18 protein-coding genes, 1 tRNA gene and 1 pseudogene are annotated in these 20,537 nt (G+C 56.7%); 10 read left to right on the top strand and 10 right to left on the bottom strand.

All coding sequences use genetic code 11. The annotated features are described in order from the left end of the window. Positions 1-156 precede the first annotated feature (156 nt). On the bottom strand, positions 157-1,437 hold the full coding sequence (gene umuC, locus ASC85_RS27020; RefSeq protein ID WP_057452067.1) for a translesion error-prone DNA polymerase V subunit UmuC: 1,281 nt from the start codon (positions 1,435-1,437) through the stop codon (positions 157-159). Next, the gene (locus ASC85_RS27015; RefSeq protein WP_057452066.1) at positions 1,424-1,855 is read right to left on the bottom strand and encodes a LexA family protein; all 432 of its coding nucleotides are present in this window, start codon (positions 1,853-1,855) and stop codon (positions 1,424-1,426) included. Before ASC85_RS27015 ends, umuC begins: the two co-directional genes overlap by 14 nt. Before the next feature lie 97 nt (positions 1,856-1,952). On the opposite strand from ASC85_RS27015, the gene ASC85_RS27010 reads away from it, so the two are divergent. Further along, positions 1,953-2,651 (top strand): SOS response-associated peptidase, encoded by a 699-nt coding sequence (locus ASC85_RS27010; RefSeq protein WP_057452065.1) that lies wholly within the window; start codon positions 1,953-1,955, stop codon positions 2,649-2,651. Positions 2,652-2,744: 93 nt separating this feature from the next. Here the strand turns inward: ASC85_RS27010 and ASC85_RS27005 are convergent, their stop codons facing one another. Further along, positions 2,745-3,596, bottom strand: coding sequence for a hypothetical protein (locus tag ASC85_RS27005; RefSeq protein ID WP_057452064.1), 852 nt, complete (start codon positions 3,594-3,596; stop codon positions 2,745-2,747). 810 nt (positions 3,597-4,406) lie between these two features. Continuing rightward, a complete protein-coding gene (locus ASC85_RS27000) occupies positions 4,407-4,754 on the bottom strand; it encodes a helix-turn-helix domain-containing protein (RefSeq protein WP_057452063.1) in 348 nt (115 codons plus the stop codon). Between the two features lie 102 nt (positions 4,755-4,856). On the opposite strand from ASC85_RS27000, the pseudogene ASC85_RS33330 reads away from it, so the two are divergent. The 6 genes and pseudogenes from ASC85_RS33330 to ASC85_RS26975 all read left to right on the top strand — a co-directional run. Next, a pseudogene (locus tag ASC85_RS33330) lies at positions 4,857-5,048 on the top strand (DNA-binding protein); the annotation flags it as partial. Positions 5,049-5,091: 43 nt separating this feature from the next. Next, positions 5,092-5,382, top strand: coding sequence for an ogr/Delta-like zinc finger family protein (locus tag ASC85_RS31795; protein WP_072344114.1), 291 nt, complete (start codon positions 5,092-5,094; stop codon positions 5,380-5,382). Then, positions 5,379-5,618, top strand: coding sequence for a hypothetical protein (locus tag ASC85_RS26990; RefSeq protein WP_057452062.1), 240 nt, complete (start codon positions 5,379-5,381; stop codon positions 5,616-5,618). Before ASC85_RS31795 ends, ASC85_RS26990 begins: the two co-directional genes overlap by 4 nt. A 69-nt stretch (positions 5,619-5,687) precedes the next feature. Continuing rightward, positions 5,688-8,408, top strand: a complete 2,721-nt coding sequence (locus tag ASC85_RS26985; RefSeq protein WP_177343183.1) for a toprim domain-containing protein — start codon at positions 5,688-5,690, stop codon at positions 8,406-8,408. A 63-nt stretch (positions 8,409-8,471) separates the two neighbouring features. Next, on the top strand, positions 8,472-8,810 hold the full coding sequence (locus ASC85_RS26980) for a DUF7673 family protein (protein ID WP_057452061.1): 339 nt from the start codon (positions 8,472-8,474) through the stop codon (positions 8,808-8,810). A 557-nt stretch (positions 8,811-9,367) separates the two neighbouring features. Continuing rightward, a complete protein-coding gene (locus ASC85_RS26975; RefSeq protein WP_057452060.1) occupies positions 9,368-10,555 on the top strand; it encodes an Arm DNA-binding domain-containing protein in 1,188 nt (395 codons plus the stop codon). A gap of 1,043 nt (positions 10,556-11,598) precedes the next feature. On the opposite strand, the gene ASC85_RS26970 is transcribed toward ASC85_RS26975, so the two are convergent. The 3 genes from ASC85_RS26970 to ASC85_RS26960 form a co-directional block, all read right to left on the bottom strand. Continuing rightward, positions 11,599-11,814: a hypothetical protein gene (locus tag ASC85_RS26970; protein ID WP_057452059.1), complete on the bottom strand. Its 216-nt coding sequence runs from the start codon at positions 11,812-11,814 to the stop codon at positions 11,599-11,601. Between the two features lie 76 nt (positions 11,815-11,890). Next, complete coding sequence (locus tag ASC85_RS32395) at positions 11,891-12,421, bottom strand: hypothetical protein (RefSeq protein WP_156395716.1); 531 nt, start codon at positions 12,419-12,421, stop codon at positions 11,891-11,893. Between the two features lie 250 nt (positions 12,422-12,671). Then, positions 12,672-12,761: transfer RNA gene (locus ASC85_RS26960), tRNA-Ser, on the bottom strand. A gap of 308 nt (positions 12,762-13,069) precedes the next feature. Between ASC85_RS26960 and ASC85_RS26955 the strand changes: the two genes are divergently transcribed. The 3 genes from ASC85_RS26955 (at position 13,070) to ASC85_RS26945 (ending at position 15,926) form a co-directional block, all read left to right on the top strand. Further along, entirely contained in the window at positions 13,070-13,759 is a 690-nt protein-coding gene (locus tag ASC85_RS26955) for a crotonase/enoyl-CoA hydratase family protein (protein WP_013693979.1), read from the top strand. 337 nt (positions 13,760-14,096) lie between these two features. After that, positions 14,097-14,819, top strand: a complete 723-nt coding sequence (locus tag ASC85_RS26950) for a 1-acylglycerol-3-phosphate O-acyltransferase (protein WP_057452058.1) — start codon at positions 14,097-14,099, stop codon at positions 14,817-14,819. Positions 14,820-14,954: 135 nt separating this feature from the next. After that, positions 14,955-15,926 carry a magnesium and cobalt transport protein CorA gene (locus ASC85_RS26945; RefSeq protein WP_014339460.1) on the top strand — a complete coding sequence of 324 codons (972 nt, stop codon included), beginning with the start codon at positions 14,955-14,957 and terminating at the stop codon, positions 15,924-15,926. A 91-nt stretch (positions 15,927-16,017) separates the two neighbouring features. On the opposite strand, the gene ASC85_RS26940 is transcribed toward ASC85_RS26945, so the two are convergent. The 3 genes from ASC85_RS26940 to ASC85_RS26930 form a co-directional block, all read right to left on the bottom strand. Then, on the bottom strand, positions 16,018-16,746 hold the full coding sequence (locus ASC85_RS26940; RefSeq protein WP_057452057.1) for an amidotransferase: 729 nt from the start codon (positions 16,744-16,746) through the stop codon (positions 16,018-16,020). An 89-nt stretch (positions 16,747-16,835) separates the two neighbouring features. Further along, positions 16,836-18,980, bottom strand: coding sequence for a 3-hydroxyacyl-CoA dehydrogenase NAD-binding domain-containing protein (locus ASC85_RS26935; RefSeq protein WP_057452056.1), 2,145 nt, complete (start codon positions 18,978-18,980; stop codon positions 16,836-16,838). 26 nt (positions 18,981-19,006) lie between these two features. After that, complete coding sequence (locus tag ASC85_RS26930) at positions 19,007-20,212, bottom strand: acetyl-CoA C-acetyltransferase (RefSeq protein WP_057452111.1); 1,206 nt, start codon at positions 20,210-20,212, stop codon at positions 19,007-19,009. Positions 20,213-20,537 lie beyond the last annotated feature (325 nt).

Here is a 20,537-nt window from a genome sequence, read left to right as displayed (position 1 = left end):
TGAAATCTTTCATTGGCCGATACCTTCCTGAAGAACTAATCCGACTGTTGCAGACTGCTTATTGGTCAATGCGACTGATTAGAATCCTTCAGCAGCTGTAACGCTTTAAAACGCTGGGGCCAATGGCCCCAGCGTTCGTTTCGGCAATCAGCTCACTCAATTGCACCTGACGGTCCATAACTGGTCGAGCTTCGTTGTAAAGCTCTGACTCATCATCTCTCGCCTCATCCCCCACTCCGGACTGGACGGCACGCTAGCAGTACGCAACGTCCCACGCCCCCACCGCTCGTTGATTTCATCCAAAACTCCCATCACCTTCTCAGCAATCAACGGTTGAGACTGAGCGAACAAGTCGTCCGTAAATTCACCAGACTGGCGCAAATCCATCAGCAGGATCTCAGCCTTGCTGTATTTGAATCCCGACATGAACAGACGATTCACCGCCTCGGTCGCCGCCTTCGTCAGCAATCGCACATCGTTGGTCGGGTAAGGCAGTTCGACCAAGGCCCCGTTGGCGTACTTCGCCTCTTCTGGGTTGAACATACCGGTGCGGATGCTGACGCGAATCTTCTTGCACAACGAGTTTTGCGCTCGCAGCTTTTCCGCTGCCCGGTGAACGTAGGTGGCCACCGCTTCCTTGATCGGCTCTATGGTCGTCAGGCGCTTGCCGAACATGCGGCTACTGCAGATCTCCTGCTTGGGCGGATCAGCCTCGGAAAGCTCCAGGCACGGGGTGCCGGCCAGCTCGCGGGCGGTCTTCTCGATCACCACGCTGAATTTCTGCCGGAGCATCCAGGGGTCGGCTTTCGCCAGGTCCATGGCCGTCTTGATGCCCAGGCCTTCTAGGTGGACCTTCATTCGGCGGCCTACGCCCCATACCTCGCTCACGGCGGTGTTGCGCAGCACCCAGTCACGCTTGACCTGGTCGCAGATATCCACGACGCCACCGGTGTGGGCCTGAAGGCGTTTGGCGGTGTGGTTGGCGAGCTTGGCCAGGGTCTTTGTGGGAGCGATGCCGACGCCCACCGGAATGCCGGTGCGCTTGTGAACCGCGGCGCGAATAGTGCGACCGAACGCCGTCAGATCGCCGCGAATACCTGTCAGGTCGGCAAAGGCCTCGTCGATGCTGTACACCTCCACGGCAGGCACCATCGATTCGATGATGGTCATCACCCGCTCGCTCATGTCGCCGTATAGAGCGTAATTACTGCTGAACACCTGGACACCGTTGCGGCGCAGCACGTCCTTTATCTGGAAGTACGGCACGCCCATCTTCACAAAGGGCTTCGCGTCGTAGCTGCGTGCAATGACGCAGCCGTCGTTGTTGCTCAGCACTACGATGGGGATCTTCGCCAGGTCCGGCCGGAAGACGCGCTCGCAACTGGCGTAGAAGCTGTTGCAGTCGATCAGCGCAAAGACTTGTTCACGGTTTGCCATGGTCACGCACGCTGTAGGTCACCACACCCCAGATAATCAGCTCGTCGCCCTCCATCACGTAGCGCGGCGGGTACTTGCTGTTCGCCGATAACAGAATGATTGTGTTGTCACGCATGTGCAGGCGCTTGCAGATGGGTTCCGAGTTCAGCCCGGCGATAACGATGTCGCCGTGCTCGGCCGTCAGGCTGCGATTGACGACCACCAGGTCCCCGCAAAATATGCCAGCGCCCTGCATGCTCTCGCCCTCGATCTTTGCCAGGTAGACATGCGGGGCACGGATCTCGAACAGCTCGTCCAGAGAGATGTGCTTTTCAATATGGTCGGCTGCCGGCGAAGGGAAACCCGCAGGAATCTGGAACGAGTACAGCGGGAGCTTTTCGCCCCCTTCCAACAGCGGGCCAAGGATGGTGACACTCATGACGCGAACTCAACGTAAGTTACTGTATGTGCATACAGTAAACTCGGCGTTGTACAGGCGGTCAATTGGTGTATAGGAAATTTCGACGGGTGACACTATGTGTGGACGCTATTCGATTTACGAGCCGATCGATCACTACCTGAGAGAGCTTGGCTCACAGCAACTGGTGATCAACGGCTATGACCTTTGGGCCATTGATCGGTACAACGTGGCGCCCACGACTCGTGTGGAAATCATCCGGCCGGCGGACGGTGGGTTGAGCATCGATAAGGTGCGGTGGGGATGGTCGCCGTTCTGGGCGAAGGGCAAGAGACCGGACCCTATCAACGCTCGAGTGGAAACGGTCACCACCGGGAAATTCTTCAAGCAGCTTTGGCCGAACGGCCGAGCTATCGCGCCTGCCAATGGCTGGTTTGAGTGGGTCAAGGATCCGGACGATCCCAAGAAAAAGCAGCCTTACTTCATTCGCCTGAAAAGCCAGGCGCCGATGTTCTTCGGCGCCCTGGCCCAGGTGACGCCTGGACTTGAGCCGAATGACCAGGACGGGTACGTCATCGTCACAGCTGCCAGCGATCAGGGAATGGTTGATATTCATGATCGGCGTCCGCTGGTGCTCGCTCCTTCAATGGCTCGGGAATGGCTCGATCCTGAGCTGGACGCGGTCAGGGCTGAAGAGATCGCCAAGACCGCGTGTCGACCGACTGAGGACTTCGAATGGTTTCGGGTTGGCAAAGAGGTGGGGAATGTCCGCAACCAAGGGCCGCAACTAATCCTTCCGCTGGATGATTTGTTTTGACCGCTTGGCAGAATTCGGGCAAGCCAACAAAAAGGCCAGAGAAGTTGGGGACTTAGAACGCTCCCCAACAGATTGTTTATCGATGGCCTACGTTTATTTGGCGTCTTCCCCCTCCAGCCGCTTCTTCAAGGCGTCTTTTGCAATGGGTCCGAGAGCGTCTGTCACAGCTTTAATTTCGGCTTTACTCTTGGCATTTTTACCCGACAGGGTTCCTGTCTCCACCACGGCGAACTTCAAATAGAGATCGCTAGCTGTTGGGAAGGCCATTGGCTTAGTAAGGGTCAGCCCACTCATCTCGTAGTTGCCTTCTCCATCCTTCACCGCTCTTCCGACAGCCTTGTACATTTGGACGGGCTTCTTGACCGAATCACCTACGTCAATCCCGGATACACTTATTGCGTCAGGTGACGCGTCCTTCAAGGTGCCATCATCAAAATACGACACGACGCCCGCCACAGACAGGCCAATCTTGCCTTTTCCATTACCCTCATCCTTGGTCAAAGCAGCGCTCGATTTTGACGCTACAAGGAGTGGCGCGAACTGAACGGCTGAAAGGCCATCCTTGCCAGGATTAAACGAGTCAACACTGAGCAGAATTGCCATCTGCGGGTCGTAGCTGACCTTTTTGTCCAGTCCGACTATAGGCCTATATCGAACGAGCGCTACACACTTCGCACTCGTCAGCATCGTACCGTTCGTGGTCCAAGTAGCGGTCCAGGTGCTACTCGATTGCTCTTGAATTTTGTCGACCTTGTTATTCACGGCCTCAACAGCCAGATCCCAAGCTACCCCGCCGAGAGCTGAAAGTGCAGCAGCTCCCACCGGTCCAATATCCAATGGATCGAACTCGCCTTTTCTAAAGCAATAATCCTTGAACTCCTCGGTGAGCTCGTTTTTTTCAAACAAGTTCGACCATTGCTTTGGATCAGTAAGCGAAGTAACCATGCTCCAACTTCCTTCGGAGCTGGAAGGTTCAATTTTGGAGGAGGTAATAATTGACCAAGATTCACAACCGCCTAAAACTAAACAAGCAACGGCGATCCCTACGTTATTTAATCGTCGCATTATCGTGGCACTCCGTATTCTCGCATCGGACAAGCATGGCAATATGCCACGGGAAAACTTTGTATAGCTCAGGGAAGCCATCTTGGCAAATAACCTTAAAAAAGGTTTCGCGACCGTGCGCTCACTTTATGGGGAAAAACCGCGCGAAGGCCAACCGTAATCTTTGCACCGTGCAGATCGTTGGGCTTGTAGCTGCAGACACTAGGTACCAATTCGATAAAAATTAAATAGCATCACACCAAAAAAAGCGCACCTGAACACACGTCAAAACTCCGCAACGCTAGCTAGGAAAAAGAGGATGATTTTGAACGACACGGGGAATTAGGTAGAGGTCTCTGCCCTGCCAGAGGTCCTCTACCTTACCAGTTTCAACTACGACATCGGTTGATAAAGCGCCCAATTAGGCGTTGGAGAAATTTAAATCATGAAGCGCAAGCCAGAGCCTTCGCCACGTGTCTTATATACCCTCGATCTGTATCAGACGACTCTCGATACCATGTAAGAAGATTCCACTCATCTCGTGTTAGCTCAGAATTTTCGCGGTCGTTCTTCTTCACGCCAATGTTCTTTTTCTCATCCTGATCCAACATGCCCACTACTCCATTAAGTGCATTGCGCGCGCAACGTTACTTAGGCGTGTGGGAAATCAAAACCGAAATTCGTCGTAACGAATCGTTTAAATACAACCAGTTATTTCTCGACGCGGGAAAGGCCGGGAGCTTCAGCCATCGCGCTAATGATGCGATGCACAGCTTTTTGGTCATAGTCAGACAAAGTCCTGAACTGGTGCAGCAGCGCTTCTTCGGCCTCGTTCAAGCCTTCGAGCGCACGTTGCGTCCGCCTTCCCGTCAAGACATACGGGACATCGACACCAGCCTTCAGCACCGCTGTAAGGTAGACGGAATCAGGGTTTCGCTCACCTTTTTCATAGCTGCCTTGGGTATTGCGGGTGATGCCACCCAGTTGCGCAAAGGCCTCCTGGTTGAGCCCAAGCCGCGTCCGTTCCTCACGCAAGCGTTCACCCACGCCAACGTCCATGTCATTTTCAGATGCACAACTTTTCAAACTTTCACCCTTTACAGGCACAAATCTTTGGGCATAATTGCACCAAATCAACACGGATGCCCACGAATGGACACTATGCCCGCCCCTCTCACACCCGAGCAAGCCCGAGCGATGCTTGATCGAAAAGGTATCAGCATTGCGGAGTTCTCTCGTCAGAACGCGCTGAACAGCAACCTGGTCAGCGACCTGCTCAATGGCCGGAAGAAAGGACGCCGCGGCGAAGCCCATCGGGCCGCGGTGTTATTGGGCATCAAGGTCGGCACTGTGCCGGCAACTGTCATCCCATCAGCCGTAGCGCAAGGACGCCGCCGTGAGCACTTACAAATTGGTCTGCCCTCATTGCCAGTCACGGATGCGCATACGCACCAGTGAAGGCACGCATATTTTTCTTCGCATTGCTTACTTGCAATGCACTAACGAGGCGTGCGGTTGGTCTGTTCGCGCCGAGTTTGAAATGACACACGAGATGAGCCCCAGCGGGATGGCCAACCCTTCGGTCAAGTTACCTTTGGCCGACGTCGCGCTACGTCGTGAGGCGATGACAACGAATGTCGCTCAACTCGAACTATTACCCCACTCAAGGATGGAGCGGACTGAATGAACGATACCCAGCCCATTTCGCTTGATTACCGCAGCAGCATGCAGCAGGCCGCCCTTGCCTATCTAGCTCGACACCAAGCAGAACATTTAGCCGATGGCGATCAATTGTTCAAAAACTGTATCCGCCATCTGATCGTTGCACTTGAGGTGCCGTCCGGCATTGCGACGAAACTGGCGCAGTTAGCCTGGACTGAGCATCACGCGGCGTCCGGCCTCAACCACCCCACCTCGCTTTAACCCTTAATCATTGACTCAACCCTACTCGACCGTAGGGCTGGGCTTGTATTGCCCATCAGTTGGTGCGACATGGAACAGTCAGAAACGCTACGAGCTGAAGTGCTTCAACGGCTCAAGGACGATTACGGATTCAAGGCGCGGCACAGCGACGTCTATTGGCGCGGCGGCAAGTGCCCAGCCTGTGGGCAAAAAGAGCTCTATACCCGGGTTTCGAAACCGTGGCTGATCATTTGCGGTCGCGAGAGCAAATGCGCAAAACGCTGGCACGTTAAGGAGCTGTATGAGGACTTGTTCGATGACTGGAGCCGTCGAGCGCCCTCCTGCGATCAATATCCCAACGCAACAGCTCGAGCTTATCTGGAGTTTGCCCGTGGGTTTCGTCTTGAGCTGATTCAGGGCTGGTTTAGCCAAGAGTCCTACTATTCCAGAGAGCTAAACGAAGGCAGCGCTACGGTCCGCTTCGCCCTGGACAAAGGGGGATATTGGGAACGTCTGATCGATCGTCCGCACCGCTTCGGCAAGATGAAAGCTCGGTTCAAGCCTGGCGAGAGTCCTCGCGGCGTTTGGTGGTGTCCGCCTTGCGTCGAATTGCTGGAGGTCGCAGAGCTGTGGATTGTCGAGGGGATCTTCGACGCTATCGCTCTGGTGCATAACGACATTGCAGCGGTGTCGTCTATGTCGTCCAACGCCTTTCCCGAAGAGTCGTTGAGAGAGCTGGCACGACTGCGCGGCGGCAGATTGCCCAAGTTGGTCTGGGCGCTGGACAACGAGCCCGGTGCGCACAAATACACCAGGCAATGGGTGCGACAGGCCCGTGCCTTGGGCTACGAATGTGAAGCAGCGCAGGTCCCTCAGCCTGACAGCCGCAAAGTTGACTGGAATGACCTGCATCAGCGCTGGGCCTTTATAGATGACGAGCCCCAGCGTACCGAGCAAATCAAAAGAGACTTGGCTACTGCCCGCTACCACGGCTCGCTTCTGATTGCCGAAAGCGCGACCGAGAAAGGCGTGCTGATGTACGAATGGCGAGAGCGTTTTGAGTTTCACTTCGGGTTCGAGAGTCGGCTGTACTGGTTCAAGATGGACTTGGATAAGTTCAACAAAGCCATGCAGGCATTGGAGTCGTCGGAGCGCCACGAAGACCAGCTGCTTAACGATAAACAACGTCGTGACAAGGCGCTGCGCCAATGCGGTGGTGTCGTCGAAATCGCCAACTGCTATCCCCAGGCGCTGTACTTCCAACGCAACGAGGTAACCGACGAGTCCTGGTACTACTTTCGGGTGGACTTTCCTCATGACGGCGGCAGCGTAAAAAACACTTTCACTGGAGGCCAGGTCGCTGCCGCCAGCGAGTTCAAGAAGCGCTTGCTCAGCATGGCGGCCGGTGCGGTGTTCACCGGCAGCGGGCAGCAGCTCGACAAGATCATGAAGGACCAGCTCTATGGGCTGAAAACTGTAGAGACCATCGATTATGTGGGCTACAGCAAAGAGCACGGCGCCTATGTGTTCGGCGATATTGCCGTGCGAAATGGCATCGTCAGCCAGGTCAACAAAGAAGACTTTTTTGAGTTCGACAAGCTGCGGCTCAAGACGCTGCAGAAGTCGATTGCGATGCACATCCAGCGTGATGCCAAGCACTACCGAAACGACTGGCTACCCATGCTTTGGACATGTTTTGGCGCTAAGGGAATCGTCGCGTTGGCGTTCTGGTTTGGCTCGTTGTTCGCCGAACAGATTCGCGCACAGTACAAGTCGTTTCCTTTCCTGGAAGTCACGGGCGAGGCCGGTGCCGGCAAAACGACGCTTCTGACTTTTCTCTGGAAGCTACTGGGCCGAGAGCACGAAGGTTTCGACCCGTCGAAATCAACACGTGCCGGCCGCCAGCGGGCCATGGGTCAAGTGTCCAACATGCCGGTGGTGTTGATCGAGGGCGACCGCAACGAGCCGGACAAAGCGCATGCCAAGGGTTTCGACTGGGACGAGCTGAAAGACTTCTTCGGCGGCGGCACCCTCGGCACCCGTGGTATGAAAACCAGTGGTAACGAAACCTACGAACCGCCGTTTCGAGGTGTCGTCGCCATCAGCCAGAACGCCGACGTCAGCGCTTCGGAGGCGATCCTGACGCGGATTATCAAAACTCACTTTGCTCGCCCTGCTGTGACCACCGAGAGCCGTGCCGCTGCGGACAATCTGAATTTGATCCCAGTGGAACAGCTCAGTCACTTTCTGCTGATGGCTGTGCGAGCTGAAGGCCAGGTCATGGCGAAGTTTGCCGAGCGCGTGGCGGTGCATGAGCAGCGTCTGCGCCAGCTCAAGGAGATCCGTGTGGAGCGGATCATTAAGAACCACAGCCAGATCATGGCGCTGGTGGACTGTCTTTGTTTGATCTGTCCGCTGGATGAAAACCAGCGCGTCACGACCCATCAGGCGCTGACCGCCATGGCTTTGGAACGTCAGTCGGCGATCAGTGCTGACCACCCATTGGTTGCCGAGTTTTGGGATGTTTACGAGTACCTGGAAAGCCTCGGCGAAGGGCCGCAAGTCAATCACAGCATCGACCCGAAACTCATCGCCATCAACCTCAATGACTTCGCCGAAAAAGCCAGCGATCACCGGCAGAACCTCGCGGATCTCAAGACCCTGCGCACGCTGTTGGTCAATAGCCGCAGCCGCAAACTTCTTGAGGTGAACAAGGCCACCTACAGCGCCGTTCGAGCGGCCCAGGCAGCCAATAACGCGATGGCTAGGAAATCTACCACCGTGCGGTGCTGGACCTTCCAGAACGCCTAAGAAGCACCGTTTGTAACCACCACCGGGCGCGTACTGCCTGGACAACATCAAAGGAGCAAGACCATGTCACCAGATCGACTCAGCGAAGCGTTTGAGGAAATTTTTCGATACGAGAAAGCCCTTCCAACTATTCGCCTGGCGGGTATTGAGGCGCTACACCGATTGATGCCTGCCGCTCAAGGCTATTCGGGACAGAGTGGCGTCATAGGGCGCTTCTTGCTCGGGCTTTACAACGGCCAGGACTACCCCTTCGACATGACCGAACTGCGTCGACTCGATGCGGCCCTTTTCGATGACTGCATCGCCGTCTTGCGGCTCGATCACACGACCGAACGAGAAGTGCATCGGTACTTCGAAAATGGCGATGAGATTTGGGAGGAACTGCGGAATCGATGGGTATGAAAACAGGAACGAAGTCGTAGCAATCATCATGCAAGACCAGGCCGAGGCCTGAAAGATGGTGTCGAGGAGCGGCAACTCCCCGATACCGACCACTACCAAGGAGCAGCACCATGCAAGCACGGAACCCAAGCAGCAGCGCCGGGGAGACTAGCACGAACGCGCTGGAATTCGATGATGACGTTTCCTACGTCGCCCTAAACAGGACATGCGGTATCGCTGTATTTCATGACTCCGAAGGCGTCGGTTGCAAGGAGTTGGCGCGATGAACAATGGCAAATCCTTTCCTTGGAATCTCGACCTGACGGGGTTCTGCGATCAATGCGGGAAATACCGAGTCCACGGTAACCATTACAAGTGCAGTAAGGCCCGGCAGTCCATTAACGAGCGACGTCGGGCCGAAGAGGCACGATCCGGTGTCACCTCCGGACCTAAAAAGAGCGCCAGTGTTTGGTGGTTACTTCGCCAGGAATGATCTTTAACACCGAGCCCGAAAACGAACGCAATACGGAAAGGCCCGTCAATGGGCCCTTCCTCGATACGTTGCAAAGGGGACGCACATGACACAAGGAGTAGAGGCTCGAGGCAATTCCATACGAGTCTATTTTCGTTTCAATGGGAAGCGGTGCCGGGAACTCATACCGGGGGGAAACACAGCGGCCAACCGGGAGCAAGCGCAGCGTCTGGTCAATATCATTCAATACGAGATAGAGGCTGGCACCTTCAATTACAGTCGGCACTTTCCCAACTCAGCCAGCCTGGTCGAGAACACGTTCGGCCACTACCTTGATCTATGGCTGAAGATCAAAAGTAACAGCGTTGCCGCCACCTCCTATCGGGGCTATGCCAATAAAGCAGAAGTGCATGTCCGGCCACGCTGGGGCAAGGTTCAGATCGACCAGATCGATCATCTGGACTTACAGGAGTGGGTGCAGGACACGTTGTCGAAGCGACTGAAGAACAAGACCATTCGGGACATCATCAGCAATGTGCGACAGGTCTTTCGGCTTTATCGGACTCGCAAGAAGGTTGCGCATGATCCGACCGAGGGGTTGTTTGTGCGCTTGCCGGATCCTGAAGCACCGGACCCGTTCACCAGGGCGGAGATCAAGCAGATCCTTGAAACGACAACCAATCGGACGCAAGAGCTGCTGATGATTCAGTTCATGATTTGGGCAGGGCCGCGGGTATCGGAAACAATTGCGTTGGCTTGGGAGGATGTCGATTTACAGCATGGGACGGTGACGTTTCGTCGCTCTAAGGTGCGAGGGGCTTATCGGGTCACGAAAACACGGCGCTCGACTCGGAAGGTGCGACTTCTAGAGCCGGCTTGGGATGCGCTACGCAAGATCGATGCGATGAATCCGGCAAAAAAGGCGCAGACGGTCGATGTCGTTGAGCGGGACAACAAGACGGTGCGACAGCATAAGCTGCACTTTGTGTTCCTGAACACCAAAAGCGGTCTGCCACATGTCAGTGACTTTGTCGTCCGGGATCGTTTTTTTAAAGCTCATTTGAATGCTGCCGGGGTTCGTTATCGCGGGCCAGGCCAGTGTAGGCATACCTACGCCAGCCAGTTGCTGACCACGGGCGTAGCTTCGATTGACTGGATTGCCGAACAGATGGGGCATACCAACGGGAATATGATTCGGCAGCACTATGGGACGTGGATTAATGAGGATGGGCCGGATGTGGTGGGGATGTTGCAACTGGCCTTGAAGCTTTCACCAGTTACAGCTCCACACTGAATCCAGAAATGCCCGAAGCGGGGCCAACGTCCTGTTCCAAGGCTTCGCCCAGCTCAAAGCTATCAAGTCCCCATTGAAGACCACACGCGAGCTCCCCATTGACGGGGACTTTTGGAAAAAAACCGCTTCGGCCGAAGCCGAAGCGGCACACTTCTCAGGCATTACTGACTTTTGAAGTGATCTCGCAGCAGTTCAAAGACGTGATGCACACGTACACAAACCACCACGAAATCCCAAGCATGTCTCAAATGCTTCAACATGCTAGGTCCTCCCGTAGTTGGACCACCTCCAGCGCGCTTATCCCGGAACACGCACGCCTCTCGGAACACACCAAGCGTTCCCTGTGAGATGGCTAAGCCGATGGCCTCTCGATTTTCAGCCGGCACAGATTCCTAGGCCCGTGTTGAGAGGATGAGAATCACGTTCAAAGCCATAAACTCCGACTGGCAAAGAACGCGAAACTGGCCTGATGTTACCGGCAATTTCCAACCAAAGTGGGGCGAGCTTGCCCATTGAGCTGTCGCAAAGGAGTCAACTTCCGCTCAGAACGAGGGTTTACGGGGCCTTGACAGCATAAAATTTTTTTTTCTTTTTTGGGAACGGTGATTTTTTTGTTTAAAAAACATAAAAAACCCACTACCCCTCGCCTGCCACGGCTTTCCACGCTCATCAACTACACCGCTAATCGTTAATTATTGCGCGGGTCGGCACCAGCTTGTACTCTCTTGCCCACACCAAGCGTTCCCTGTGAGCGAGCCAGCACGGCCCCTAACCGAACTGGCACAAAAAACCGCCTTCCTAGGGCGGTTTTTTTTGCCTGCAGTTTCCGACGTGACGCGTTATACCCCCCCCCACAAACCGCGCTGCAAAATTCTGTCAGGGTAATAATTCTACGGCTTTTCAGATTGGCCCAAGTGCGCACCCTATTGCAGGGTGTGGCCGCACGGTCTAGGGGGCTGGTTTCCAGAAGCAAACGAAAAGGCCCCCGCACCTGCTCAGGTGAGGGGGCTTTTGACATAAGCAGCGTTATTCGTAACGCGGCGTCAGTTGCGGCTGGCTTTTCCCAACGCCTCTATGGTTGCCAGATGCAAAGCGGAGCCATTGGTGAGTTGCTTAGCGAGACTGACCAAATAATCCTGTGCAGCAGGCCCTCCGGCCTCGCCCAGTGCTTTCAAGGCCGCTAGGTGGACAGCCGAACCGTTAGTTACCTGCTTGGCCAGGCTGACCAGATATAAAGCGCCTTCGTTCACATTGTTCATTGATGCTCTCCTTGAGTGATGGCTGATTGTAATCACATCAGCGTCCACCGAGGCACCTTTTTGCTCATCATGTGCGCTACTGAAAAGTTTGCCATAGCTGGTAACAGAAGAAGCCCACTAAAAGAAAGCCGGCAACCAGTCCGCTAAGCAAAGATGGGATTAAAAAGATCCACCACACCCGCTGTGAACGAATTTGAAATTTCCTCGTGGATGCAAGGAACAACTGGGAAAGTTTAGGCCCCCTCATGCTCTCAATCATCGCGTTTGTTCTGGACATATGGATACTGCCCCAGATCATTTTGACGATTTCCCATGAGATAAAGAGCATCAGTGAAAGTAAACCCAAAAGCCCGCAAAGCGCGTACAGCACGGGCGGCAGTTTCGGTGACAACGTGGACCAAAAACCAAACAGGCCTGCATACCCAGCGACCAAAATGAGATTCGTGTAGTTGGTAGCGCCCGCCATCTGTTTTTCGTTCAGTTGCATCAACAGGTCAGCCTCTTTATCCCTTTCGAGGTGAAGCTGAAATTCCTTTAACTCCTGTATCGCCTCTGCGTGCGCATTCACTACATCGCGTGCCTGCTCATTCCATTGCTGCTGGCTCATCTCGGTCCGCTCCATTAGTTGAGTTACTAAAGCTGGGCACGTGGATGCACATATCGGCCAGCGTGGAACCCAATATGCGCCAGATGGTTCGGCGTGAAAACCACCCTAAGCTCCGCCCCGCACGCGCAGTTTTTCGCACCATTATAGAGCGCCAGTCCCATGGTGGTCCCATGAGACTATTTTTCAGACGCCAAAAACCACAAACCCCCGACTTTCTCTAGGAAAATCAGGGGTTTGTGTTTGTAGAATGTGGCGGTGAAGGAGAGATTCGAACTCTCGATACAGTTTCCTGTATACACACTTTCCAGGCGTGCTCCTTAAGCCACTCGGACACTTCACCGTATCTCGACAAACTGTTCAGTCTGTCGAGGCGCGCTAATGTAGTCGAAAGCTTTTCCGATGGCAAAGGTTTTTTTCAGAATTTTCATGCGGTTAAGCTTGGTCGGGCATTTCAAACGCGCCTGGGCATGGCAAACCGGCCAATCTTCGGGGCTATGCAGGCGCTGCTCTATAGATGAAGGCGAAGCAGGATGGGCGGCCCAGGCTGTTTGCCGGGCCAGGGGCTGACCGGTGAGTCAGTCACGGCGCTTTACCTGGCCTGCGGCGGTGGGTAACGTCTGCGTCACTTCTCTTACAAGGAATAGCGTCATGAGCGACTTGATTGCCTACCATCTCGAAGACGGTATCGCGACCCTGACCTTGAACAACGGCAAGGTCAATGCCATCTCGCCGGATGTGATTGCCGCGTTCAATGCAGCGCTGGACCAGGCGACGGCGGATCGGGCGGTGGTGATCATTACCGGGCAACCGGGGATTTTGTCGGGTGGTTACGATCTGAAGGTGATGACCGCCGGTCCCAAGGAAGCGGTGAGCCTGGTCACAGCCGGCTCGACCCTGGCCCGTCGCTTGTTGTCGCACCCCTTCCCTGTCGTTGTCGCTTGCCCGGGGCATGCGGTGGCCAAGGGTGCGTTCCTGCTGCTCTCGGCGGATTATCGCATCGGGGTGGAAGGGCCGTTCAGCATCGGCCTGAACGAAGTGCAGATCGGCATGACCATGCACCACGCCGGTATCGAGCTGGCCCGTGATCGCCTGCGCAAGTCGGCGTTCCATCGCTCGGTAATCAATGCCGAGATGTTTAATCCACAGGGCGCTGTGGATGCCGGTTTCCTCGACAAGGTGGTGTCGGCCGAAGAACTGCAGGGCGCGGCCCTGGAAGCGGCGCGTCAGTTGAAGAAGATCAACATGACAGCCCACAAGAACACCAAGCTGAAAGTGCGCAAGGCTCTGCTGGATACGCTGGACAGTGCCATTTTGCTGGATCAGGAGCACTTGGGCTAACGCTTGTAGGAGCTGTCGAGCGAAGCGAGGCTGCGATCTTTTGATCTTTCGCTTGAGACTCAAGTGTTAGGGGAAAGATCGCAGCCTCGTTTCACTCGACAGCTCCTACAGGCCCAGCGAGAACAAGCCCCCTCACCACAGATGCAGCCCTCCCCTAGAGCCGGGCTTTTTCCTATGCGCGTCGTTTAAAAGTCCGCAACCGCTCTAGGCCGCTTCTGTCACGTTATTTCGCAACATGCGCTTAAACATCGTCCATCTCCTACCTCTATAGCGGCAATTGCTGAAAACAGTACACATCCGTACACTGCGCCACCTTTTGTCCCGATGGGGCCTGTAGATGCTGTTTGTATTGCGTATGTTGTTGATGGGCCTGCATTTTGTGCTGGCTGGCGTGCTCGGGGTGATTCTGGGGCTGTGCCGGCCGTTCAACCCGGACAACAGCCGTTTATGCGCAAGGTTGTATGCGTTGCCGGCGATGTGCATTTTGCGCCTGCGGGTCCGCACGCAAGTCGACTCGCTGGTGAATAAGCCCAACGGCTGCGTCATCATCGCCAACCACCAATCCAACTATGACCTGTTCATGTTTGGCAACGTGGTGCCGCGCCGTACCGTGTGCATCGGCAAGAAGAGCCTGAAATGGGTGCCGCTGTTCGGGCAATTGTTCTGGCTGGCGGGCAACGTGCTGATCGACCGCGGCAACGCGATCAAGGCACGACAGTCAATGCTGACCACCACCCATACCTTGCAGCACGAGGACACCTCGATCTGGGTTTTCCCAGAAGGCACGCGCAATTTGGGCGAGGATCTGCTGCCGTTCAAGAAAGGCGCCTTCCAGATGGCAATAGCCGCCGGGGTACCGATTGTTCCGGTGTGCGTGAGCAGCTACATCAAGCACATGCGCCTTAATCGCTGGCGCAGTGGTGACATTCTCATACGTTCATTGCCGGCGATTCCTACGGCCGGATTGAGCATGGATGACATGCCCCGACTCATTGCCCAATGCCGTGAACAGATGCGCGAGTGCATCGCGACAATGGACCGGCAGTTGCAAACCGTCTGAATGGAAAACCCGCCCCCTCGGCGGGTTTTCTTTTGCCGCCGAACTCCGCAGATTTTGCTGACTCTCAAGCTACAGGGCGCGTTAAGCTGATCGCTGCCTGTCACTGCCATTTCCAATAAGAAGTGAACCACCATTATGGGTAGAGTCGTTGCTGCTGCGGTCTACAGCGCCGGTAAGAAAGTCACCAATATCACCCTCGACGAAGGCAGTGCCTGGGCTGCCAAACCTGGTCATTTTGTATGGATCGGTCTCGAAGAGCCCAGCGCCCTGGAGCTGACCAACCTGCAGCGTCAATTCAACCTGCACGAATTGGCGATCGAAGACGCCATGGAGAAACACAGCCGGCCCAAGCTGGAGACCTTTGGCGATGCGCTGTTCATCGTCACGTATTCGCCGATACGCAAGGACGGCAAGCTGCTGTTCATCGAAACCCATATCTTTGCCGGCAAGGGCTACATCATCACGGCTCGCAACGGCCACTCAGCGTCCTACGCCCATGTCCGGCAGCGCTGTGAGGCACGTCCGCTTTTGCTGAAGCACGGGGAAGATTTCGTCCTCTACGCCATCCTAGATTTCGTGATTGAAAACTATCAGCCAATGGGTGAAGCCATTCACGCCGAAATCGATGAGCTGGAACACAATGTCATGTGCAGCTCCCTGAACGAACGGGACATCCAGAATCTGCACAGCTTGCGCCGCGACGTATTGCGCCTGCGCCGTTACGCGGCGCCAATGGTGGAGATCAGTGAAGAGTTGCAGAAACTCGACTTCCCCTTTATCGACAAGAACATGAGCCCGTATTTCCGCGACGTGCAGATTCATGTCACGCGGCAAATGGAAGACCTGGCCACCCTGGCCGACATCGCCAGCCAGACCATCGAAGTCGGCGTGCTGCTCGAAGCTTCGCGCCAGAGCGTGGTGCAGCGCAAGTTCGCGGCTTGGGCGGCGATCCTGGCGTTTCCCACGGCCGTGGCCGGGATCTATGGGATGAACTTCCAGGACATGCCGGAGTTGAGTTGGCAATACGGCTATTTCGCGGTGCTGGGGGTTATTGCGGTGGGCTGCTCGTCGCTGTGGTTGAGCTTCAAGCGATCGGGGTGGTTGTAGGCGAGCGTTCTTCGCTGGGATTTGTGTGGGATTTATCGTCGGAACGCCGCCCGGAGCAAGCTCGCTCCCACATGAGTGGTGATCTTTAGCCCTAGGTGGCTTCGACCTGCGGCTTGTGAGCGACGAAACGCATCATCCACTCCGCCACCGTAGTGCCATGGTGCTCCTGGGCCAGGCTCGCCACACCCTGGCTATAGATCTGCTCGCCGAGGTGTTGCTGGCGAATCTCCAGCAAGGCCCGGGAATAATCATGGATGAACTCCGGGTGGCCCTGGAAGCACAGCACCTGTTCATTGATGTGGTAGGCGGCGAACGGGCAGAAATCGCTGGAGGCGATGACGGTCGCGCTTTCGGGCAGTTCGGTGACCTGGTCCTGATGGCTGATCAGCAAGGTCAATTCTTCCATCACCGGGCTCATCCAAGGCGCCTTGGCGGCGAGTTTGTAGCGATGGGTGCCGACGCCCCAGCCTTGGGTGGCGCGCTCGGTCTTGCCGCCCAGCAACAACGCCAACAGTTGATGACCAAAGCACACACCGAGCAATTTATCGCCGCGCTGATAGCGCTCCAGCAGGTAGGTCTTGAGGGTTTGAATCCAAGGGTCGGCGCCGAAGGAATCAGCCTTGCTGCCGGTCACCAGATAAGCGTCAAACTGCTCGTCATCGCTGGGGTAATGCCCCTCCATCACGTTGTACACGACGAATTCGGCCGCGATGGGCTGCTGCGAAAACAGGCGCTGGAACATCTGCCCATAACCCTGATATTGGTCGACCAGTTCCGGACGCAGGATATCGGTTTCCAGAATGCAGATGCGTAGCGACATAAAAAATACCTGACACAATGATGGGAATATTGCACACCCCAGAGACTGCCCTGAAACACCGTCCCAAGGCAAGCCCCTTCCCGGGTCTGTCAGAACAGTTCGTGGCGGGCGGCTTTCTCCAATAGCAAGGCCGGCGGTGAGAAGCGCTCGCCGTATTGCTCGGCCAGATACTGGGCGCGACCGACAAAGTCCTGCAGGCCGTATTGATTGATGAACTGCAGCGCACCACCGGTCCAGGCAGCGAAGCCGATGCCGAAGATCGAGCCGACGTTGACGTCAGCGGTCGAAGTCAGCACCCCCTCCTCCATGCAGCGTACGGTTTCCAGGGCCTGGATGAACAGCAGGCGATCACGGATATCCTGCGGGGAAATCTGCCCGTCGGCTTTCTCGAAGCGGCTTTTGAGCGACGGCCACAGGTACTTTTGCCCATTGGCCGGGTATTCATAGAAACCGGCACCGGCGGCCTTGCCCGGTCGCTTGTATTCGTTGAGCAGCAAGTCAATCACGGCGAACGCCGGGTGCTCAATCGGCGTTTTCCCTTCTGCGCGAAAGTCCTTGGCGGTTTGCGTGCGGATATGGCTCATCAGGCTGAGGGAAACTTCGTCAGAGATCGCCAGAGGCCCGACCGGCATCCCGGCCTTGCGCGCTTCGGTCTCGATCATCGGCGCGCTCACGCCCTCGCCGAGCATGGCGATGCCCTCGTTGGTAAAGGTGCCGAACACCCGTGACGTAAAGAAGCCGCGACTGTCGTTGACCACAATCGGCGTCTTGTTGATCTGCAGGACAAAATCGAAACCCCGGGCCAGGGTCGCGTCGCTGGTGCGCGCGCCCTTGATGATCTCCACCAGGGGCATTTTTTCCACCGGGCTGAAGAAGTGCAGGCCGATGAACTTCGTCGGGTCTGGCACAGCCATGGCCAGGCCGGTGATGGGCAAGGTCGAGGTGTTGGAAGCGATCACCGCATCATCGCCCACCACCGCCTGGGCGGCGGCCGACACGCTGGCTTTCAGGGCGCGATCTTCAAACACCGCTTCGATGACCAGGTCGCAGCCGGCCAGGTCTGCGTTGCTGTCGGTGGGGTGAATCCGCGCCAGCGTGGCTTCGCGCTGCTGGGCGGTGAGTTGGCCGCGGGCGACCTTTTTATCCAGCAACGCCGCCGAACGGGCCTTGCCCTTCTCGGCCGCCGCCAGATCGACATCCTTGAGTACCACTGCGATGCCGGCCACGGCGCTGACATAGGCGATACCCGCCCCCATCATGCCCGCGCCGAGCACGCCGACTTTTTTCGTCAGATAAGGCGCAAAACCCTGTGGGCGAGAAACACCGTCCTTGATCTCATTGAGCTGGAACCAGAAGGTGCCGATCAGGTTCTTCGCCACCTGGCCGGTGGTCAGTTCGGTGAAGTAGCGGGTTTCGATCAGGTGCGCGGTGTCGAAATCAACCTGGGCGCCCTCCACCGCTGCGCAGAGGATTTTCTCCGGTGCCGGCAGGCAACCTTGGGTCTTGTTGCGCAGGATCGAAGGGGCGATTGCCAGCATTTGCGCAACTTTCGGGTCAGACGGCGTGCCGCCCGGCAGTCGATAGCCCTTTGCATCCCAGGGTTGGATGACGCTGGGGTTGGCAAGAATCCAGGCCCGGGATTTAGCCAGCAGTTCGTCACGATCCTTCGCCAGCTCATCGATCAAACCGGCCTGCAGCGCTTGTTGCGCATTGACCTTCTTGCCCTCGAGCAGATACGGCAAGGCTTTTTCCAAACCGAGCAGGCGCACCATCCGCACTACTCCGCCACCGCCCGGCAACAGGCCAAGCGTGACTTCCGGCAAGCCGAGTTGCACCGACGGCAGGTCCAGGGCCACGCGATGATGGCAGGCCAGGCAGATTTCCCAACCACCGCCGAGGGCCGCGCCATTGATGGCCGCCACCACGGGTTTGCCCAGGGTCTCCAGGGCACGCAGTTGGGCCTTGAGCAGCAGGACCATGTCGTAGAAAGCCTTGGCCTCGGGCTTGCCGACCTTGATCAATTCGTTGAGGTCACCGCCCGCGAAGAAGGTGTGCTTGGCCGAGGTGATGATCACACCGGCAATCGAGTCCTTTTCAGCCTGCAAACGGGCGACGCAGGCGGCCATGGCCTCACGGTACACCGCGTTCATGGTGTTGGCGCTCTGGCCTGGCATGTCCAGGGTCAGGACGACGATCCGGTCCTGGCCGGTTTCGTAACGAATGGCATCGGTCATGAAAAAGTGTTCCTTGAAGTCGGGGCTCAGAGGCGTTCAATGACGGTGGCAATGCCCATGCCGCCGCCGACACAGAGGGTCGCCAAGCCATAGCGCAGGCGACGCACCTCCAATTCGTCGAGCAACGTGCCAAGGATTGCGCACCCCGTAGCGCCCAATGGGTGCCCCATGGCGATAGAGCCGCCATTGACGTTGACCTTGGCCGGGTCGATGGCCATGTCCTTGATGAACTTGAGCACCACCGAGGCGAAGGCTTCGTTGACCTCGAACAGGTCGATGTCCTCCACCCGCAACCCGGCCTTGGCCAGGGCCTTGCGGGTAGCCGGCGCCGGGCCGGTGAGCATGATGGTCGGGTCGGTGCTGGTGACGGCGGTGGCGACGATCCGCGCCCGGGGTTGCAGGCCCATGGCGCGCCCCTTGGCTTCGGAACCGATCAACATCAGCGCCGCACCGTCGACGATGCCGGAACTGTTGCCCGGCGTGTGCACGTGATGGATTCGTTCGACGTGGCTGTAGACCCGCAGCGCCGTGCCATCGAAGCCCATCTGGCCCATGGCTTCGAAGCTTGGCTTGAGCTTGCCCAGGCCTTCGAGCGTGGAGTCGGCGCGGATGAATTCGTCGTGGTCCAGCAGCACGATGCCATTCTGGTCCCGCACGGCGACCAGGGATCTATTGAACGAACCGTCAGCCCGGGCACGCGCCGCTTTTTGCTGGGAATGCAGCGCATAACCGTCGACATCCTCACGGCTAAAGCCTTCCAGCGTGGCGATCAGGTCGGCGCCGACGCCCTGGGGAACGAAGTGACCGTGCAGGTTGGATTGCGGGTCCAGCGCCCATGCGCCGCCATCGCTGCCCATGGGTACCCGGGACATGGATTCGACGCCGCCGGCCACCACCAGGTCTTCGAAGCCGGAACGCACTTTCATGGCCGCCAGGTTCACCGCCTCCAGGCCCGAGGCGCAAAACCGATTGAGTTGCACGCCTGCCACGCTGACATCCCAGTTGGCCACCAGCGCAGCAGTCTTGGCGATATCGGCCCCCTGTTCACCCACCGGGGTCACGCAACCAAGCACGATGTCATCGACCTGGCTGGTGTCCAGGTCCATGCGCTGCTGCAAGGCGCTGAGCAGGCCACCCATCAGGTTCACCGGCTTGACGCTGTGCAAGGCGCCATCGGCCTTGCCCTTGCCGCGGGGCGTGCGTAATGCGTCGAAAATCAAAGCTTGGGTCATGACGTCCTCGAAACCACGGGGTAATGCGATGCCTTCAACCATAAGCCCAGCGGCGCCGGATTCAATGACCACAGCGCTCAATGGCGTTGACGGCCACGCTCAGACGAACGGTAGCGAGCTATCGGGTTAACCGATTCAGGAGGGCAAGCTGTCTAGCAAAAGGGCCGGCAGGAAGGTGGCAATAGGCCTCATACCTTTTTTAGAGCAACCTGTACCAAGCTGATATGAATTGGATCTAAGCCAAGACCGCCGCGGCCCCTAATGTAATCCTTGTACAAGAAAGTCGTCGGGTTTTGCCGAGGCGCTTGTCGGACAGGAAGTGCAA

It is taken from the genome of Pseudomonas sp. Root401, from assembly GCF_001425105.1.
GTDB classification, from domain to species: Bacteria; Pseudomonadota; Gammaproteobacteria; order Pseudomonadales; family Pseudomonadaceae; genus Aquipseudomonas; species Aquipseudomonas brassicacearum.
This window is presented reverse-complemented; position numbering and strand designations above follow the sequence as displayed.

Coding starts and splice junctions, on each gene's coding strand:
- umuC (WP_057452067.1), bottom strand. CDS start 1,437: ATGGCAAACCGTGAACAAGTCTTTGCGCTGATCGACTGCAACAGCTTC.
- ASC85_RS27015 (WP_057452066.1), bottom strand. CDS start 1,855: ATGAGTGTCACCATCCTTGGCCCGCTGTTGGAAGGGGGCGAAAAGCTC.
- ASC85_RS27010 (WP_057452065.1), top strand. CDS start 1,953: ATGTGTGGACGCTATTCGATTTACGAGCCGATCGATCACTACCTGAGA.
- ASC85_RS27005 (WP_057452064.1), bottom strand. CDS start 3,596: ATGGTTACTTCGCTTACTGATCCAAAGCAATGGTCGAACTTGTTTGAA.
- ASC85_RS27000 (WP_057452063.1), bottom strand. CDS start 4,754: ATGGACGTTGGCGTGGGTGAACGCTTGCGTGAGGAACGGACGCGGCTT.
- ASC85_RS26990 (WP_057452062.1), top strand. CDS start 5,379: ATGAACGATACCCAGCCCATTTCGCTTGATTACCGCAGCAGCATGCAG.
- ASC85_RS26985 (WP_177343183.1), top strand. CDS start 5,688: ATGGAACAGTCAGAAACGCTACGAGCTGAAGTGCTTCAACGGCTCAAG.
- ASC85_RS26980 (WP_057452061.1), top strand. CDS start 8,472: ATGTCACCAGATCGACTCAGCGAAGCGTTTGAGGAAATTTTTCGATAC.
- ASC85_RS26975 (WP_057452060.1), top strand. CDS start 9,368: ATGACACAAGGAGTAGAGGCTCGAGGCAATTCCATACGAGTCTATTTT.
- ASC85_RS26970 (WP_057452059.1), bottom strand. CDS start 11,814: ATGAACAATGTGAACGAAGGCGCTTTATATCTGGTCAGCCTGGCCAAG.
- ASC85_RS32395 (WP_156395716.1), bottom strand. CDS start 12,421: ATGAGCCAGCAGCAATGGAATGAGCAGGCACGCGATGTAGTGAATGCG.
- ASC85_RS26955 (WP_013693979.1), top strand. CDS start 13,070: ATGAGCGACTTGATTGCCTACCATCTCGAAGACGGTATCGCGACCCTG.
- ASC85_RS26950 (WP_057452058.1), top strand. CDS start 14,097: ATGCTGTTTGTATTGCGTATGTTGTTGATGGGCCTGCATTTTGTGCTG.
- ASC85_RS26945 (WP_014339460.1), top strand. CDS start 14,955: ATGGGTAGAGTCGTTGCTGCTGCGGTCTACAGCGCCGGTAAGAAAGTC.
- ASC85_RS26940 (WP_057452057.1), bottom strand. CDS start 16,746: ATGTCGCTACGCATCTGCATTCTGGAAACCGATATCCTGCGTCCGGAA.
- ASC85_RS26935 (WP_057452056.1), bottom strand. CDS start 18,980: ATGACCGATGCCATTCGTTACGAAACCGGCCAGGACCGGATCGTCGTC.
- ASC85_RS26930 (WP_057452111.1), bottom strand. CDS start 20,212: ATGACCCAAGCTTTGATTTTCGACGCATTACGCACGCCCCGCGGCAAG.